Origin of the sequence: Burkholderia sp. E168m22, assembly GCF_001319805.1 — a bacterium.
Taxonomy (GTDB): domain Bacteria; phylum Pseudomonadota; class Gammaproteobacteria; order Burkholderiales; family Burkholderiaceae; genus Burkholderia; species Burkholderia orbicola.
This window is the reverse complement of the sequence record NZ_BBSK01000095.1, coordinates 1-17,085: the sequence shown is the minus strand read 5'-3', so window position 1 is coordinate 17,085 and position 17,085 is coordinate 1. Positions and strand designations below refer to the sequence as shown.

Genomic DNA, 17,085 nt, shown 5'->3' with positions numbered 1-17,085 from the left:
ATGCGTTGCGTCGGCGCGTTCCATCCCGGCCATGCACGCGATATCCCGACGGCTTCGCGCTCGAGGCCGCGGCCACCCGATCCGGTTCCGGCCGCGTGTCAGGCCTCGACGTGATCGGGCGCCGCAGGCTCGAACCGTCGTGCAGGGACGGTACGCAAATGGGGGCTCAGTCCGTAAAGGGATTGCCATTGCCGGAAAATCGCGTTCATGGAAAATCGATGAAGTGCGAACTTTCTCGCCGATTCCCCCATTTGCTCTCGCAACTGGTGGTCGTCGCAGAGCATGGCCACATACCGCGCCATCTCGTCGGCGTTTGACGCGACATAGCCGGTCACACCATGAATGACGACGTCGCGGTTGCCGACGACGTCGGTCACCACCGCGGGCAGCCCGGCGACCTGGGCTTCGATCAGCGCGACGGGCATGCCTTCCCAGCGGGATGTCTGGACGTAGATATCCAGTTGGGACGTCAGTTCGAGTGCACGCGTGCGTGTCACCCATCCGCTACAGGAAATGACCTGGTTTTCCTGCTGATCCGGGATGTCGTCAGGGGTGCCGCCGATCCACATGAACGTCAGATCGGAATCGCGCAGATCGGTCGCCAGTTGCAGGAAGGCTTGATGATTTTTCTGAAACGACGCGCGCCCGCTCATCCCTACCACGATCTTTCGATCGCCACGCGGTTGACGTGAAGGAACCTCGGCTACATTGACGCCGTTTTCCACGAGCACCGCCGTTTTTGCCCGAATCCTGCCTTTGATTTCCCTGAGCTCGCTGTCCGAGCAGGCGACGATGGTGCCGCCCAGAAGGGCCGCCATTCGTTCAAAGCCGAGGTAGGCAAGCTGTTTCGCGCGGGAGACGTCACGACGCAAGAACGAGAGTCCATGCGGTGAATAGAGCACCTTCGCACCAGGTGTCGCTATCCTCGCGGCAGCACGCCCTAGCACTCCGGCCTTCGAAGAGTGAAGGTGGATGACTGTCGGGTCGCATTCGCGAAGCATGTCGGCCAGTTCCTTCACGCTGATCAAGTCTTGCCTGATGCTGATTTCGCGAGCCATCGCGACGTGGACGAGCTTGATGCCGGGCCGGAACAGCGTCGGGAAATCGATCGGCGTCTCGGAGCGGATCGAATGCAGCACGGTCACGTCGACGCCGGCCGCTGCGGCGTGGTTGGCGAGATGGACCAGCATGGACAGCACGCCGCCGCCAAACGCTTCGACAATGTGAACGATTCTTTGTCTGGTCATCTTCGAGACGGTTAGTTCGACCGGGTGTGGCGCGGCCGCCCGCAAGACGCGGGTATCCGGCAAATCGCGAAGTCGGTTGCGTCCGATCGGCTCGTCATGAGGAATCGTAGAACTATGCATTCCTGAATGATTTGGCATTGAGTAAGTTGCGTCCTCATTCGCGAAACCGGCAGCGGTCGCACGGGCGCACTTGATTCCGTGCGTCACAAGCATTGTGCTATGCCCGTGCGGCTGACTAGGTGCGATGGCTTACATTGAGTGGCCGACGTGCCTTCGGCCAGATGTCGCGCATATCCGGGCGGTTCGGCTCACGTCTGTCGAGCAGTGTCGATCATATCGACAGGTGCATGCGTTGCGGGTGACGCAGGCTGCACGGATTGCGGCGGCAGTGCCTCGACCGCCCGCCCATACTGATCCTCGAACCGCACGATATCGTCCTCGCCGAGATAGTTGCCCGACTGCACCTCGATGATTTCGAGCGGAATCCGGCCGGGATTCTCGAGTCGATGCACTTCGCCGACGGCGATGTACGTCGATTCGTTCTCGCACAGCAGGAACGTGTCGGCGCCGCGCGTCACCTTCGCGGTGCCGCGCACGACGATCCAGTGCTCGGCGCGGTGATAGTGCATCTGCAGCGACAGCCGCTTGCCGGGTTCGACGACGATCCGCTTCACCTGGAAGCGCTCGCCGAGATCGATCGAATCGTAGTGGCCCCACGGTCGCTGCACCTTGCGGTGCTCGCTCGCCTGCGGGCGCTGGTCGGTCTTCAGGCGCGCGACGATGTTCTTCACGCGCTGCACGTCGTGCTTGTTCGCGACCAGCACCGCATCGGCCGTCTCGATCACGACGACGTCCTTCATCCCGACGCACGCGACGAGACGGCCTTCCGAACGCACGAGGCTGTCCTGCGTATCCTCGAAGACGATCGGCCCGCGCGCGACGTTGCCCTGGTCGTCCTTCGGCATGATTTCCCAGATCGCGTCCCACGTGCCGACGTCCGACCAGCCCGCCGCGAGCGGCACCACGATGCCTTCGATGCCGAGTTCGGCGTGTTCCGCGAGGCGCTCCATCACCGCATAGTCGATCGAATCCGCCGGGCACGCGTCGAAGGCCGCCGCATCGATCCGGAAGAACGGATCGTCGGCGACGCCCGCGCGCCATGCGCTGTCGCAGGCTGCGTGGATGCCCGGCGCGAGTGCGCCGATCGCCTTCAGCCAGACCGATGCGCGCGTGACGAAGATCCCGCTGTTCCACCAGTAATCGCCCGATTGCAGATAGCGCTCGGCGAGCGTTGCATCGGGCTTTTCGACGAAACGCCCGATCGCGTAGCCGCCCTGGCTGCCGCGGCGGCCCGAGCGCGGTTCGCCGACCTGGATGTAGCCGTAGCCGGTCTCCGCGCGGCGCGGCAGCACGCCGAGCGTGACGATCGCGCCTTCCTGCGCATAACGCGCCGCACGCGCGATCGCGTCCTGGAACGCGCCGACGTCGACGATCACGTGATCGGCCGGCATCACGGCGAGCACGGGATCGTCCGCGAGCGCGCTCGCATCGAGCGCCGCAAGCGTCAGCGCGGGCGCGGTGTTGCGCGCGGCCGGCTCCAGCAGGATGCGGGCAGGCGCCGAGCGGCCGTGTACCTGCTCGGCGCTCATGAAGCGATGCTGTTCGCCGCACACGAGCAGCAGCGTGTCGCCGAGCGACGCGTTCGCGATGCCGTTCAGGCGGCGCGCTGTCGCCGACAGCGGCGACTCGTTCGAAACCAGCTCGATCAGTTGCTTCGGATACTGCTCGCGCGACAGCGGCCACAGCCGCGTGCCGGAGCCGCCGGCGAGAATCACCGGCAGGATGCTCGGCAGATCGGGTTCGGGAACCGGGCGAAGGGTGCGGGTCATCGGTTCGCTCCGGTATCGGCAGGTAGTCGGGGGTGAGCGCGGCCGTCGGCGCGTGCGTCGTCGTTGCGCGAGACCGAAACGGCGCGCGACAGCAGCTGACGCAGCGCGCCGGCCGCGCGGTCGGCCGACCGGACCAGGCCCACGAACGGCGCGCCCTGTTCGAGATACGGGCCGTAGGCCTTGCGGAATCCGAACTGTTTGTAGAACGCCTGACGCGGCGCAGGCACGTGCGTGCGCACCGCGGTGTCCGGCCACGCGGCCTGCGCGGCGGTGAGCGCGCGCTCGATCAGGCGTTCGAGCGTGTCGTCGTCTCGGCAGCTTTCGCTCGTCAGCACCTTGTCGATCACGACGTCCGGATCGATGTCGTCGCCGGGCAGGATGCGCGCGTAGGCGGCGACTTCCGTCGTGTCGCCGTCGCGCACGCTCGCGTAGACGTGCAGCGCGCCCGCGTCCTTGCCGTCGATGTCGAGATGCGTGTGCGCGTCCTCGACCACCAGCACGGCGTTGCGCGCGCGCAGGATTGCATAGAGATCGACGGCGCTCAGATGTTCGAATTCACAACAATGCCATTCCATGATGCTGTCCTCGCGTGATGCCTTCGGCATGCCGCGCCGCACGGACGCGATCGTTCCGTGCAGCGCGGCGATCCTCATCATCCGGATGCGCGGTACGGCGGTCTGTTCGAAAGCGTACTCACCCTCGGGATTCGCACGCCGGCGCCGGATACGGGGCGATGCGCATGACGCGCGAGCGTCGCAAGGTGCGGTAGCACACACCGTCCGGGCCGGTGCCTTTTCATAATTGATTCATCGTGGCGGCCTGCAATGAAGCACGGTCGGACGACATCGCACGCAAACGACGGACGGAGGCGGGACCGGAAATTGCGAGCCTGGGCTGATCGTGCGCGGCAGTGCGTGACACAGGATCGCCGCCGATTGCGGGGCGTCGGCGGATTCATGCGATCTCGCCGCATTCCAGCGGAATGGCGCGCACCTGCGCGGTGCACCCGTCCGGCGTCGGTACGCTGCCGCTCGCGCGCATGCCCGATCGCCGCGATCTGTCAGGCGTCGGCACCCGTTCGAGCCGTGCGGCTGGCGCGGCCGCGCAAGGGGGCGATCATGCTGCATCGCACGACACGCGCGCCAACGCCCGGTATTCACGCCGACTCACGCGGGTCGGCGCGAATCCGCCTAAAAGAGCCGGTGCGGCGCGATGTCGAGGATTACGCGGTGATTACGACGTGTAACTGCCGGGCGGCCCGCGCGCCGCCGCGATGCGATCCGGCTACCCGGCCGCGGGCGGGATTATGCGGTCCGGCGAACACGGCGCCGCGATTTTTGGGAGATTTCGATGGAAATCACGGGCAATCGCCGGGATCAATCTTGCGGAAAAGTAGTATTTGCCACTGATTGACGGGAATGGTCATAGATAATCAAATCTCAGTGGTCAAAAGCGCACGGCGCCGCGCCGCGGGCAGCGTAACCGACTGATTCAGGTTTATCGTTTGGTAACAAGACCAACGCGAAACGGGGTGTAGATTCAGGTGCGGATGAAATGGGGCGGTCAATCCGGGCGCGGTTTGGCAGCCCTCCGGTTCAGCATCGGGCGCGACTGTCGTGTACGACGCGACGCACATGTGGACGGAATTTCCGTTGCCGACGTGCCCCGCCTGACGGCGGGTCGCTTCAAAGCCGGAATGTCGTGGCTCCCGTAGCCGCGCATTCCGTTCGAGTTCGATGACAACGAGGCCGGATGACATTCGGCTCGACCTCCGGGGGTTCTCGCCGTGTGCAGTTTCGATCTTCGCCAAGGCTGCGGAAACGCAGCGCGGAAAGGCGGCCATGCGCCGCCGGCCGCAGCGCACGCGTACGGTTCGCGGAGTGCAGAAAATGATGGTTCGTTATGAATATGGCAATAACGCGCGATAAGAGCGCCGGCGTGGGGAGCGGTAACGGGCAGCGTCCGTTGATTTACTGGACGCAGTCGCCGTCCGTGATGCTGCGAAAGGAATTGTCGCGCCGCGACTGGAAAGTATCGGTCGTCGCGCATGCGAACGAGCTGCGCGACACGTCCGGCGAAATTACCTGCGGCATTCTCGACTTGAGCGGCGGCCACGCCGATGCGATCGGCAGCATCGCGTCGACCTGCGCGTCGATGCGCGACGTCGTCTGGGTGGCGCTCGTGGATGTCGGCCAGACCGCCTCGCCGAACGTGCGGGCGCTGTTGCGCGACTACTGCTTCGACTACGTGACGTTGCCGGCGTCGCACCAGCGGATCGCCGATACGGTCGGCCATGCCTACGGCATGGAATGCCTGTTCGCGCGCGATCGCGAACAGCTCGAATCGGAAGAAAAGGGCATCGTCGGCACCTGCAGCGCGATGCTGCGGCTGTTCGATACGGTGCGGCGTTTCGCGCGCACCGACGCACCGGTGTTCGTGTTCGGCGAAACGGGGACCGGCAAGGAACTCACGGCCGTCGCGATCCATCGTCATTCGGAACGGCGCAACGGCCCGTTCGTTGCCGTCAACTGCGGCGCGATCCCGCCGCATCTGCTGCAATCGGAACTGTTCGGCTATGAACGCGGTGCGTTTACCGGCGCGAACGCGCGCAAGATCGGCTACGTCGAAGCCGCGAACGGCGGCACGCTGCTGCTCGACGAAATCGGCGACCTGCCGCACGAAAGCCAGGCGAGCCTGCTGCGATTTCTGCAGGAGCGTTCGATTCATCGTCTTGGCGGAAGCGATCCGGTGCCGGTCGACGTCCGGATCGTGTCGGCAACGCACGTCGATCTGCGCGAGGCAATGGAAGAAGGGCGTTTTCGCGCCGACCTGTTCCACCGTCTCTGCGTGATGCGCATCGACCAGCCGCCGCTGCGCGCCCGCGGCAAGGACATCGAACTGCTCGCGCACCACATGCTCGAACGCTTTCGCGGCGACGCGCGCCATCGCGTGCGCGGGTTCTCGACCGATGCGATCACGGCGCTCTACAAGCACGACTGGCCGGGCAACGTCCGCGAGCTGATCAACCGCGTGCGCCGTGCGGTCGTGATGACGGAAGGGCGCCTGATCACCGCGCAGGACCTCGAGCTCGAATACTGTCTCGACGCGGCGTCGCCGTCGGTGGCCGACATCCGCAAGTCGATCGAACGCGAGGCGATCGAAATCGCGTTGCTGCGGACGCGCGGGCGCGTTGCCGCGTCGGCGCGCGAACTCGGCGTGTCGCGCGCGACGCTGTATCGCTGGATGGAGGCGTACGGTATCGAGCGGCCGCGCGGGACAGGCTCGTCCGATTGATACATGGCGGCACGACGCTCGCGGCAGCCGCGAGCGTCGCGTCACCCGGCTTGGGTGGCCCGCACCGCGCGTGAGGCGTTCACGGCACGGATTTCCACCGCGGGCGGCGCGTTGTCGTCAGCCGCCGCGGGCTTCCCGTCGATTCGCAATGGAATCAGCGCGATGCGCGCCGGCGTGCCGGGCGCGAGATGGAACCAGTCGTCGCCCGGCATGAAACCCGGCGCGTCGATCTGCACGTGGCGGGCGACGTGGCGGGTGTCGATGTCGACGTGCCAGGTCTCGTCGGTGCGCGACACGCATGCCTCGATCCCCGGTTCGCGGCGCGCCAGCACGGCCGGATGCGTGCGGGACGGGAAATGGAACGCCTGCGACAGCAGCGTGCCGTCGTCGGCGCGCAAGGTCGCGACGACCGTATCGTGTTCGCAAGGGCCGAAACGGTACGCGTAGGTCCAGTCGAAGAAGCGGCCGAGCAACTCGGCCGAGCCGAGCCGCACCGTGTCGTACGCGGCGATCCGCACCGGGCAGCCGGCCCGCGCGACCGGCGTGCGGCCGTCACGCAGCGCGACCAGCTCGATCGCCGCCGACAGCGGCGCCGGGCGCTCGTTGACGACGTGCACGTCGAGCCCGTTCAGTCCTTCGTCGACGAGCAGCACCTGGATCGGCTGCAGCACCTGGCGCAGCGCATACCAGGCCGATTTCGGCCGGTGCGCGGCGTCGATCACCCCCCATCCGGCGCCCGGCATCACGTCCTGGAACTGCCACACGAGCGCGCCGGCGCAGCGCGAGCCGGCGCGGCGCCATTCGGAAAACGTCTCGCGCATCACGTCCGCGATCACCGCACGCGACAGCTCGACATAGCGCGCCGGGTCCTCGCGCCGCAGCCGGTCGGGCGCGACGTCGTAGAGCGTCTGCAGATAGTGGTCGCGGATATCGTCGAAATCCCACGACGTGCCGGGGTCGCGCGGCACGGCCGCCTTCCAGCGAGGCTCGTGCACGCCGGGCCAGCCGAGTTCCGCGAGCGTCGCGTCGCACGGCACGTTCGCGAACGCGAGGCATTCGCTCGCGAAGCGCACGTCCGCGCGGCGCGCGTCGTCGAGCGGACGCAGGTACGCGCCGACGCCGTAGTAGTGCGACACGCGCTCGCGCGGCGTGAACGGCAGGACACCGCCGTCGGGCGAATCGGGCACGTAAGGGACATCGGGGCGGTGCGCGGCGGCGTGGCCGGCCAGCCGGTCGGCCGTCAATTCGAGGAAGCGCTGCTTCGGCCCGAGCCCCGACATCGCGGCTTGCTGCGCGATCTCGCTGCCGCCGCACAGCACCGCAAGCGACGGCGAGGCGCCGCGACGCGAGAGGAACTGGCTCGCTTCGCGATCGACGTTGGCCGCGAACGCGGGATCGTCGAGCGCGTAATCGAAGTTCGCGAAACCGAAGTCCTGCCACACCAGCAGCCCGAGCCGATCGCACGCCGCGTGGAATGCGTCGGCCTCGTAGGTCATCGTGCCGCCGACGCGGATCATGTTGAAACCGGCGTCGCGGGCGAGCCCGAGCAGGTAGCCGTAGGTCGCGTCGTCCGCGTGCAGCGCGAGCGGCGCGGCGCTGCTCCAGCATGCGCCGCGCGCGAACACGGGCACGCCGTTGATGCGCAGTCCGAACCCCTTGCCGTCGGCGCCGGGATCGATCTCGATCGTGCGAAAACCCGTCGAGCCGAGCGGCCGGCGCGTAGCGCCGATATGCAGCGCGATCTCGTAGAGCGCCGGTTCGCCATGCGTATGCGGCCACCAGCGGCGCACGTTGGGGATCGCGACGCTCGTGCGCAGCCGGTCGGCGCCGGCCCGTTCGAGCGTCGCGTGATGTTCGCCGCACGACAGCCGCGCCGCGAACGTGTCGGGCAGCGGCGCGGCGAACGTCAGTTCCGCATCGAGCCAGCCCGTGTCGCCTTCGACGCGTGCCTGCAGTTTGCAATCGGAGAGAACGGGCCCGTCGGCCGGATCGAGCACGTCGACGGGCCGCCACGGGCCGGTCGGCACGTACGGCGGAAACCAGCCCGGCATGTGCCCGAACAGCGACGTGCGGATCGTGCGCAGCCCGGCCGGCTCGGCCAGCCGTGTGCGCCAGCGCGCCCGGCGCGGTGCGCGTGCGTCGCGCAGGTGCGGCGCGAGTGCGCGGAAACAGATCGTCAGCCGGTGCGTGCCGTCGAGCGACACGGGCACGTCGTGCGCGACGAACATGCTGTCGGAATGGAGGATCGGCGTGTCGTCGAGCCAGGCCTGCGCGAGCGTCGCGAGGCCGTGAAAGCGCAGGATGCGCGGCCCGCGCCCGCGCAGCTCGAGGCGGTACCAGTGGTCGCGCTCGTCGAGCGACGCGGCTTCGTCGAGCCGGCCGGCCAGCGCGAGCGCCTGCGCGACCGTGCCGGGCACCGGCGCCGCGATCCAGCCGCCGTCGTCGGCAGGGAGGTCGCGCGGGTCCTGCACGGCGCCCGCGGCCGTCGCCAGCATCGACCACGCGGGCAGGGGGCGCGCGCGCGTCACCGCATGGCCGACACGGGCTCCGTGTCGTAGCGCACGGGCGTCACGTGCCGCAGCGGCGCACCGATCTGCCGCGCGCACGCGACGAGGTCGCCGTACGCGGTCTCGATCGCTTCGAGCGTCGAATCGCCGCGTTCTTCCTTGCCGCGTGCGCACGCGCGCGCGAGCCGGAATTCGAGCACCATCGCCTCCGACGCGATGCGATCGCACGCGGCGCGGATCTCGGCGAACGGCCCGGTGCAGCCGCTCGCCTGCAGCCAGCGCGCATAGTGGCCGAACAGTTCGAAATTCGCGCCGAGCTGACGCACCGAATTGAACGAATACGCATGGAAGTGCTCGAGCGGCGCCTCCGCGAGGATGGGCGCGTCGGCCTGCAACTGCCGACGGAACGCCGCGATCGGATCGACGACCGGCAGGCGCCGCAGGTGGCGCTGCAACGCGGCGAGCGACGCTTCGCAGAGCGCGCGCTCGTCGAGCGGCGCAAAGCGTCGCTTCGCGCATTCGACGTACGGCGGCAGCGTCATCGGCGAACTGCCGCCGACGAGCCCGTTGTAGTCGAAATCCTCGGCGACGTAATAGCCGCTGTTGTGGAAGTAGCCGATCTGGTGCTTCGCGCGGTCGATCGCGTCGATGCCGATCGTCGTCTTCGTGTGCTGGGTGCGGTAGCTGCTGCCGCGCGTATCGGGCAGGAACCACGCATCGACCTCGACGATCATCAGGTGGCCGCGTGCGACCTGCGTCTCGATGTGCTGGTCGAGCGGCTCGTAGATCGAATGTTCCTGCACGACGATCCCGTAGAGCCGCTCCAGCTCGTCGTGCGGAAACTTGAAGAACGTGAACTGGTCGCCCTCGAAATCGAGCGCGATCGTAAACGGCAGCGCCGCGTACGGATTGAGGCCCCACCACCGGAGCACCTCGAGCCACATGTCGACGTAGCAGTTGGTCTGTTTCCAGACCATCTCCTGACTGTGCAGCGGGTGCGGCCGGTAGTGGCGCGCGCGGTGGCGCACGCTCTCGAACGACGCGTCTTCGCCGTCGCGGGAAACGAACCTCATCGCGTGCCCCACAGCACGTCGCGAACTGCTTGCGGCCATGCGTCGATGTCGAAGCCGTGGTGGCGGAACAGCGCGAGCGTGAGCCGCTCGAGGCCGAAGCCGACGCAGCCCGTGTGCGCGACGTCGCCCGTCGCGGTGCGGATGTCCCACAGCAGCCCGAAGTGGTCCATGTGGTAGTTGAAGCTCAGGCACGCGGTCTGGCGATCGTCGTGCTCGATCGGGATCAGCAGCTCGAACTTCAGGCTCTGCTCGCGCTGGCTGTCCGCGACGATCTTGCCGCCGCGTCCGAAGAACGGGTCGTTCGCGAGATCGATCGCATTCGGCAGGCCCAGCGACTCGATCATCCGCGTGCCGCGTTCGATCCACGTCTCGCGGAACGAGACGATCTGCTCGGGCGTGCCGATTCGCACGTACTCGCGCATCCGGAACAACTGCATGCGGGTCGGGTCGAGCGACGGTTCGTGACGGAAGCAGTACGAGAACACGTCGACGATGCGGCCGTCGGCCGGCAGCGCGCCCGCGCGGGCGACGACGGGATAGACGGGGTAGCACGCGGCCGGCGTCATCACGACGTAGGTCGGCTTCTGGTTCTCGGTCCAGTCGTCGCCGCGATCGAGGCATTGCAGCACGCGCTGATGCTGGCGCTCGTCGCCGCAGAACGCATGCACGCTGCCCGCCAGTTGCGGGAAGCTCTTCATGTATTCGCTGCGCTCGAACTCCATGCGGCTCATCGCCGGCGGAAAGCGCAGCACTTCGGCCTGCTGGTCGGCGCCGATGCGCGTGACGAACGCGTCGAGCGCCTCGACCACGCGCTCGAATCGTTCGCTGCGGCCGAACAGGCCCTGGATACCGGTCGAAACCAGCAGGCCCGCATCGATCAGCGCGTCGCGCAGCGGATTGACGCCCGCGCGGTCGAGCGGCGCGTCGGCGGGAACGGAGGCGGCGGAGGGCACGGCGAGGCGATCGTTCACGTATGTTTCTCCAGCGTCGCAGGACGCAGCGCGAGCAACAGGCTCGCAGTGTTGGCGGCAATGCGGTCGTTGCTGATCATCAGCGGCGCCGCGTGCAGGTCGCGAATGTGGCGGCCGATGCTGAACGGCGTGCCTTGCTTGTAGCCGGCCATCCCGCAGATCATCATCGCCTGCTGCGCGACTTCGAGCGCGGTCGCCGACACGTAGGTCTTCAGCGTATTGATCTCGGCGGCCCAGGCCATGCCGGCCGACCACGAGCGGGCCGACGCGTTCGCGTGGAGGCGCAGCACGTTGTCGACGCGGGCCTGCATCGCCTGCATCAGCGCGAGCGACTCGGCGATGCGCCGCGCGGCGGGCGACGGTGCGCCGTCGGTCTGGCGCGCCTGTGCGCGGAAGAACTGGTGCGCGCGATGAAACGCGTCGCCGGCCACGCCGATCCACACCGCGGCCCACAGGATGTGCGAGACCGGCACCATCGTTTCCTCGGCGATCTTCGCGAACGGCACCGGCAGGCATTGCACGGCGGCGCCTTGCGCGTCCAGCACGAAGCCGTTGCTGCACGTGCCGCGCATGCCGAGCGTGTCCCATTCGCCGCGGCGCGTGAGCGTATAGCCGTCGCGCAGCAGCGTGACGAGCACCTGCTCGGAAGCCGGCGCATCCGCATCGCGTCGCGCGGTGGCGAGAATGCCGTCGGCGTAGTCGCCGTACGAGATCGTCGGCGCGGATTTGTGCAGCCGGAATCCACCGCCGTCGATCTCGAGTGCGCACTGGCTCGCGCGCAGGTTGCCGCCGACGCCGTCTTCCGACGTGGCCGATGCGAGCAGCCATTGGTGGCGCACGAGCTGTTGCAGGAACAGCCGGTGCCAGCCCTGGTCGGCGGCGTGGTCGACGATGCAGGCGACCTGGATCTGGTGCATCGCGAACACCATCGCCGACGACGCGCAGGCCTGGCCGAGGATCGAGCAGGCCGACGCGATGTCTTCCAGCGACGCGCCAGCGCCGCCGAGATGGGTCGGCACCATTGCGCCGAGCAGGCGGCGCGCGCGCATCGCCTCGATCGCCTCGACGGGGCAGCGCGCGTCGCGATCGACCGCATCGGCATGCTGGGCGGCGATCTGCGCGACGGCATGCGCGGCCTCGTCGAGCCGATGCGAATCGCTGTCGGACGCGAGTTCGGGAAGCAGCGCGCTCATGCGGAGTGCTCGGTGCGTTGCAGCGTGGCGATCGTGTCCGCGAGCGCGTCGATGCTGCGGAACAGGTTGCGGTTCAGCATCTCGTCGGGAATCTCGATGTTGAACTGCTTTTCGATCGCGAGCATCAGCTGGATCGTATCGAGCGAGGAGAGGCCCGCTTCGTAGAGGTCGTCCCCGTCACCGATCGAATCGATCGCGGCTTCGAGATGGGCGACGTGCTTCAGGATGGTTCTGATTTCGTTTTTCACGTGCTGCTCCGGCGTGCGTGGTGTCGTCCGCTCGGGCAGACGCGCGATCAGCGCTGACATCCCCCCGGCAGTCCGGCATCAGTAGACCATTGGCAGACACGACGTTCTGTTCGCCACCCTACAAACGGCTGACCCGGCACGCGGGCGGCATCGAAGCGCCGCCCCGGCCGGTGCGCCGATCACGCGCGCGACGCGGCCGGCACGCCCGAGTCGGCCGACAGGATGCGCTTCATCTCGTCGCGCACGATCGCGCGGCAGCCGCACGACATTTTTTCGAGGCCGTCGAGGTCCGCGAGCTCGATCGAGCTGCGGTATTGGCGAATCAGGCCGAGCTTCTGGATTTCACCGGCGGCGTCCGTGACCGTTTCGCGCCGTACGCCGAGCATTTGCGCGAGCATGCTGTGCGTCACCTGGATCTCGATGCTGCGCGTGCGGTCGAACGCCAGCAGGAACCATCTGCATAACTGATGTTTGAGCACGTGATGACGGCTGCAGAACGTGATCTGCGACACCTGCGCCATCAGCAGCCGCACGCAGACGAACACGAGGTGGCGGATCACCGGCGACGCATCGAACGCGGCGGCGAACACACGCCGGTCGAGTCGGTAGACGAAGCCGTCGCGGCACGCGAGCGCACGGCACGGCATCCGGCCGCTGCCGCCGATCACGTCGTCGCAGACCACGCTTTCGCTGCCGATCTCCGCGACTTCCAGCGTCATGCCGCCGGACGACACGTACTGCAGCGAAATCGCGGTCGTGACCGGCAGGTAGACCGCGGCGAGCATTTCGCCGGGTTCGCAGAGCACTTGCCCGGATTTCAGGTGAACGAGTTGCAGGTGAGGCGTCAGTGTGAGGAGTTCGTCGCGGTCGATGGCCGCGAGAAACCGGTTGGCGTCGAAGCTGTGGGAAAGCTCGATCATGCCGTTCGCATGCGCGACGGCGTCGGCGGCCTGGTGAGTCACGGGCGCATCCTCGCAGGTTGGCGGTCGCGCGTCGTTTCGGCGAATCCCGGAACGGGATTTCGCACGATCGTGCGGACTTGTGTGGATCAAAAACGGAATGACGATACTCGCGAAAAAGGCTAGCACGCAATTGAAATCGTCCAATTCCGCATTCTGTAATTTTACAAAGTTTGACGGTTGCGATTGAGCGCAAACGTTATGCCGATTTAAGAATTCATTTCGCCAGAATTAATCATCCTGAAATGGAATCGTGTGCTTGCTTGTCATTCGATGTCGATAGGGAATCAATCGAACGACGTGCGCATCGTACAGCGAAAGTGTCGGAAAGGCATTGAACATTATTTGACAAATAAATGGGGATCGCCTGATTTTTCATTTAAATCAAAGGCTTGTGGGTGATATGTGCGGTAGCGGACAGAGTGCCGAATGAGTATGCCGATTCAATTTTGAGACAGTTTGAAACGAGCGTGTGAGGGGCTGGGGCGCCGGTAAATGCTGCGCTGCACATCACGGAAACAATTGAAAATCGGCCGTAAGTATTTGAACGATAAGCGTCGTGGCCGCCGCGTAGCAGCCCTGATCCGATACGCGGGAATTGATCAGTCGAATGCGCGCTGTGTCCAGCGGATGGAGGAGTGTCCGGAAATGAGACGTTTTTTCGCTTTTGGGGTCGGTTATTCGGGGGCGCTAAATCGGATGTGATTCATATATTAAGGACGGGCGGCTATTGGCACGTAAATCGCTTATTCGGGCTGGCGTGTAGAGAACGGGACAGTCGACTCAATCGGGCAATGACAAACCGATGGCCAGTCGGATTCAGGGTTGTGGGCCGCAACCGCTGTCAATGTCCTAGCGCGCATCGCGATAACGAATTCCGTGCATGCGGTTGCAGGCGGCGCGGACGATAAAAGGGATACAGACATGCTTCATCTTCACTCGAGCTATTCGGCGAATGCCATTCTTGCTGCCCTCCCGGAGGACAGCATCCGCACCATCGCACCGCATCTCGAACTGGTCAGGATCAAGGCCGGGATGCTCGACCGGGTCGGCGAGCCGATGCGTCATCTGCATTTTCCGACGACGGCGATGATGTCGGTCCAGCACCTGATGGAGGACGGTGCGATGGTCGAGGTGGCGGTGGTCGGCCGCGAGGGTGTGGTCGGGCTGGGGACGCTGGTCGGCGGGATCGCGGCGTCGAACCGGGTCGAGGTGCGGATCGGCGGGATGGCCTATCGCGTGCCGAGTTGCGTGATGCGCGCCGAATTCGAGCGGTCGCCGCAGACCTATCGGCTGCTGCTCAACACCTGCCAGGCGACGATGGCGCAGATCTCGCGCAGCGCGCTGTGCAACCGGCACCACTCGGTCAGCGAACAGCTCAGCCGCTGGCTGCTGCTCGCGCACGACCGGATCGACGGCGACGAGCTGGCGGTCACGCAGCAGACGATCGCGAACATGCTCGGCGTGCGGCGCGAGGGCGTGACGGAAGCGGCCGGGAACCTGCAGGAAGCCGGGCTGATCCGGCAGCGCCGCGGCCGCATCACGGTGCTCGACCGCGACGGCCTCGAACATCACGCCTGCGAATGCTACGACCTGATTCGCGCGGACTATCGCCGGTTGCTCGGCACGCGCGGGAATGCGATGCCGGCGACGGTTCGCTCGCGCATGCCGGAAGGGCACCGCGGATTTCCCGCACACGGTGCGTGACGATGCAGTCGATGTCCGGTGGAACGAATGCGATGCGGCGTGCCGCGATCGCGGCGGCCGACGTCGTGCTGGTGCTGGCGGGCGCGCTGGTCGCGCAGGCGGCGTCGGGTCTCGGCTGGCATGCGTTGTCCGACGCGCAGCGCGGTGCGATCGCGTTGCTGTGCGTGCTGACGGTGGCGCTGCTGCCGCGTTACCTGCGCACCGTGCGCGGCGGCGTGGCGGTGCAGGGTGGCGCGCACGTGCTGACGCACACGCTGGTGGCGGTCGTTTGCGCGAGCGTGCTGACGGTGGCCGGCACGATGTGGATCATGAATCGCGGCGGCACGGTGACGACCCGCTGGATCGTGCGCACGGTGCTGGCCGGCGACGCGGCGCTGCTGCTCGGGCGCGCGGCGCTGCTGGGGCTCGCGCTGACGCGCGGCGACCCGCGGGCGCGGCAGCGCCGCGTCGCCGTCGTCGGCGCAACGGCGTACGGGCGCGTCGCGATCGAGCGGATGCAACTGGCGCCGAATGGCCCGTTCGTGGCCGCGTGCGTATTCGACGACGATGCCCAGGCCGCCGCGGGCGGCATCGGCGGCGTGCCGGTGATCGGCGACTGGAACGCGTTGCGCGAACTGATTCGCGGCGGCGACATCGACGAGGTCTGGCTCACGCTGCCGATGTCGCACGAGTGGCGAATCCAGCGCATCGTGCGCGAGCTGCGCGACGAGTTCGTCGAGTTGCGGCTGTTGCCCGACGTGCGGCAGATGGCGGTCGTCGATCGTTCCGCGACCGACGTGCTCGGCATGCCGGCGATCAATCTCGCGACCACGCCGCGTTCCGCGCCGGAGCTGTGGGCCAAGTTCGCGTTCGACCGGCTGTTCGCGTTCGGCGTGCTGATTCCGTTGCTGCCGCTGCTGACGATGCTGGCGATCGCGGTCAAGCTGTCGTCGCCGGGGCCCGTGCTGTTCAGGCAGCGCCGCAAGGGGGTCGACGGCCGCGAGTTCGATATCCTCAAGTTCCGGACCATGCGCGTGCATCGCGCGCAGCCGGGCGTCGTGCGGCAGGCGTCGCGCAACGATTCGCGCATCACGCGCGTCGGCGCGTTCCTGCGGCGCACGTCGCTCGACGAGCTGCCGCAGTTCTTCAACGTGCTGTTCGGGCAGATGTCGGTGGTCGGTCCGCGTCCGCACGCGATCGAACACGACGACTTCTACCGGCAACTGATCGACTGCTACATGTACCGCTACCGCGTGCGGCCCGGCATCACCGGATGGGCCCAGGTGAACGGCTATCGCGGTGAAACGCGCAAGGTCGAGGCGATGGAGGCACGCGTGAAGTTCGATCTGTTCTACATGCAGAACTGGAGCTTCTGGTTCGACATCAAGATCATCCTGCTGACGGTGGTGCGCGGCTTCATCGGGCGCAATGCGTTCTGAGGATGACGAATGATCGAAGCGGCGCCGTGCGAGCGATCGTCCCGACGGAGTGAGGCCGGTTCGGGCGCGCGGAAGCAGCGCCGTGGTCGCGCCGGAATTGCTGCGCTGCGGTTGTGCCAGCAGGCTTCGGGGCGCGCGGCGGGCGGAATTCCTCGTCCGTCCCCAGTTTCCCCTCCTTCGCCGCGGCATGACCGGCACGCTGATTCCGGTCAACACACGCGTGTTCAATGGGTTTATCCTGCGTCGCATGCGTCCGGCGTTTTGCGCGTCCGGCCGCTCATCCGGATGCGACGGCACGGGGCATGCCTGCGTGCCGCGCACCCGCGCGATACCGCGCGCCGCTCTGTTTCGCGCGGACCCGGAACAGGAGAGACGGCCATGTCGCTCGACCCACAACAACGGCAGACGCTGAAGCAGCGGCTGAACGAGAGCGAGCAGACGCTGCGGGCGGAGATCCGCACCAGCGAAGACCAGCGCGCGTCCGAATCCTATGCGGAGCTTGCCGGCGCGGCGCCGGACGAGGGCGACGAGGCGAACGCCGACCTGTTCGTCGACGTCGATCATGCATTGATCGGCATG

The 17,085-nt window shown here is 66.8% G+C and carries 12 protein-coding genes and 1 pseudogene; 4 read left to right on the top strand and 9 right to left on the bottom strand.

What is annotated here, in order from left to right:
- Nucleotides 1-98 precede the first annotated feature (98 nt).
- The 3 genes from AP428_RS21180 to AP428_RS21170 all read right to left on the bottom strand — a co-directional run bounded on the left by AP428_RS21180 (nucleotide 99) and on the right by AP428_RS21170 (nucleotide 3,741).
- Nucleotides 99-1,247, bottom strand: a complete 1,149-nt coding sequence (locus AP428_RS21180) for a glycosyltransferase (protein WP_011547865.1) — start codon at nucleotides 1,245-1,247, stop codon at nucleotides 99-101.
- A 308-nt stretch (nucleotides 1,248-1,555) separates the two neighbouring features.
- Entirely contained in the window at nucleotides 1,556-3,136 is a 1,581-nt protein-coding gene (locus tag AP428_RS21175) for a mannose-1-phosphate guanylyltransferase/mannose-6-phosphate isomerase (RefSeq protein WP_011547864.1), read from the bottom strand.
- Entirely contained in the window at nucleotides 3,133-3,741 is a 609-nt protein-coding gene (locus AP428_RS21170) for a drug:proton antiporter (protein ID WP_171984285.1), read from the bottom strand. The genes AP428_RS21175 and AP428_RS21170 overlap by 4 nt, the downstream gene beginning before the upstream one ends.
- Before the next feature lie 1,297 nt (nucleotides 3,742-5,038).
- On the opposite strand from AP428_RS21170, the gene AP428_RS21165 reads away from it, so the two are divergent.
- On the top strand, nucleotides 5,039-6,430 hold the full coding sequence (locus AP428_RS21165) for a sigma-54 dependent transcriptional regulator (protein WP_054928368.1): 1,392 nt from the start codon (nucleotides 5,039-5,041) through the stop codon (nucleotides 6,428-6,430).
- A 41-nt stretch (nucleotides 6,431-6,471) separates the two neighbouring features.
- On the opposite strand, the gene AP428_RS21160 is transcribed toward AP428_RS21165, so the two are convergent.
- The 6 genes from AP428_RS21160 to AP428_RS21135 all read right to left on the bottom strand — a co-directional run bounded on the left by AP428_RS21160 (nucleotide 6,472) and on the right by AP428_RS21135 (nucleotide 13,384).
- Nucleotides 6,472-8,925 carry a glycoside hydrolase family 2 protein gene (locus AP428_RS21160; protein ID WP_200076899.1) on the bottom strand — a complete coding sequence of 818 codons (2,454 nt, stop codon included), beginning with the start codon at nucleotides 8,923-8,925 and terminating at the stop codon, nucleotides 6,472-6,474.
- Nucleotides 8,926-8,954: 29 nt separating this feature from the next.
- Complete coding sequence (locus AP428_RS21155; RefSeq protein ID WP_011547859.1) at nucleotides 8,955-10,010, bottom strand: DUF1839 family protein; 1,056 nt, start codon at nucleotides 10,008-10,010, stop codon at nucleotides 8,955-8,957.
- Nucleotides 10,007-10,981, bottom strand: a complete 975-nt coding sequence (locus AP428_RS21150; RefSeq protein WP_011547858.1) for an amino acid--[acyl-carrier-protein] ligase — start codon at nucleotides 10,979-10,981, stop codon at nucleotides 10,007-10,009. Before AP428_RS21150 ends, AP428_RS21155 begins: the two co-directional genes overlap by 4 nt.
- Nucleotides 10,978-12,174: an acyl-CoA dehydrogenase family protein gene (locus AP428_RS21145; protein WP_006479191.1), complete on the bottom strand. Its 1,197-nt coding sequence runs from the start codon at nucleotides 12,172-12,174 to the stop codon at nucleotides 10,978-10,980. The genes AP428_RS21150 and AP428_RS21145 overlap by 4 nt, the downstream gene beginning before the upstream one ends.
- Nucleotides 12,171-12,422: an acyl carrier protein gene (locus tag AP428_RS21140; protein ID WP_006490451.1), complete on the bottom strand. Its 252-nt coding sequence runs from the start codon at nucleotides 12,420-12,422 to the stop codon at nucleotides 12,171-12,173. The genes AP428_RS21145 and AP428_RS21140 overlap by 4 nt, the downstream gene beginning before the upstream one ends.
- A gap of 179 nt (nucleotides 12,423-12,601) precedes the next feature.
- A complete protein-coding gene (locus AP428_RS21135; RefSeq protein WP_011547857.1) occupies nucleotides 12,602-13,384 on the bottom strand; it encodes a Crp/Fnr family transcriptional regulator in 783 nt (260 codons plus the stop codon).
- Between the two features lie 921 nt (nucleotides 13,385-14,305).
- Here AP428_RS21135 and AP428_RS21130 point away from each other — a divergent pair.
- From AP428_RS21130 to AP428_RS21120, 3 genes and pseudogenes are all read left to right on the top strand, one after another.
- On the top strand, nucleotides 14,306-15,088 hold the full coding sequence (locus AP428_RS21130) for a Crp/Fnr family transcriptional regulator (RefSeq protein ID WP_011547856.1): 783 nt from the start codon (nucleotides 14,306-14,308) through the stop codon (nucleotides 15,086-15,088).
- Between the two features lie 11 nt (nucleotides 15,089-15,099).
- Nucleotides 15,100-16,506 carry an undecaprenyl-phosphate glucose phosphotransferase gene (locus AP428_RS21125; protein ID WP_011547855.1) on the top strand — a complete coding sequence of 469 codons (1,407 nt, stop codon included), beginning with the start codon at nucleotides 15,100-15,102 and terminating at the stop codon, nucleotides 16,504-16,506.
- 378 nt (nucleotides 16,507-16,884) lie between these two features.
- Nucleotides 16,885-17,085, top strand: a pseudogene (locus AP428_RS21120) (TraR/DksA family transcriptional regulator); the annotation flags it as partial.

Excerpts from the sequence above, each read along its gene's own strand:
- AP428_RS21180 (WP_011547865.1), bottom strand. The coding sequence starts at position 1,247 with ATGACCAGACAAAGAATCGTTCACATTGTCGAAGCGTTTGGCGGCGGC.
- AP428_RS21175 (WP_011547864.1), bottom strand. The coding sequence starts at position 3,136 with ATGACCCGCACCCTTCGCCCGGTTCCCGAACCCGATCTGCCGAGCATC.
- AP428_RS21170 (WP_171984285.1), bottom strand. The coding sequence starts at position 3,741 with ATGCCGAAGGCATCACGCGAGGACAGCATCATGGAATGGCATTGTTGT.
- AP428_RS21165 (WP_054928368.1), top strand. The coding sequence starts at position 5,039 with ATGAATATGGCAATAACGCGCGATAAGAGCGCCGGCGTGGGGAGCGGT.
- AP428_RS21160 (WP_200076899.1), bottom strand. The coding sequence starts at position 8,925 with ATGCTGGCGACGGCCGCGGGCGCCGTGCAGGACCCGCGCGACCTCCCT.
- AP428_RS21155 (WP_011547859.1), bottom strand. The coding sequence starts at position 10,010 with ATGAGGTTCGTTTCCCGCGACGGCGAAGACGCGTCGTTCGAGAGCGTG.
- AP428_RS21145 (WP_006479191.1), bottom strand. The coding sequence starts at position 12,174 with ATGAGCGCGCTGCTTCCCGAACTCGCGTCCGACAGCGATTCGCATCGG.
- AP428_RS21130 (WP_011547856.1), top strand. The coding sequence starts at position 14,306 with ATGCTTCATCTTCACTCGAGCTATTCGGCGAATGCCATTCTTGCTGCC.
- AP428_RS21125 (WP_011547855.1), top strand. The coding sequence starts at position 15,100 with ATGTCCGGTGGAACGAATGCGATGCGGCGTGCCGCGATCGCGGCGGCC.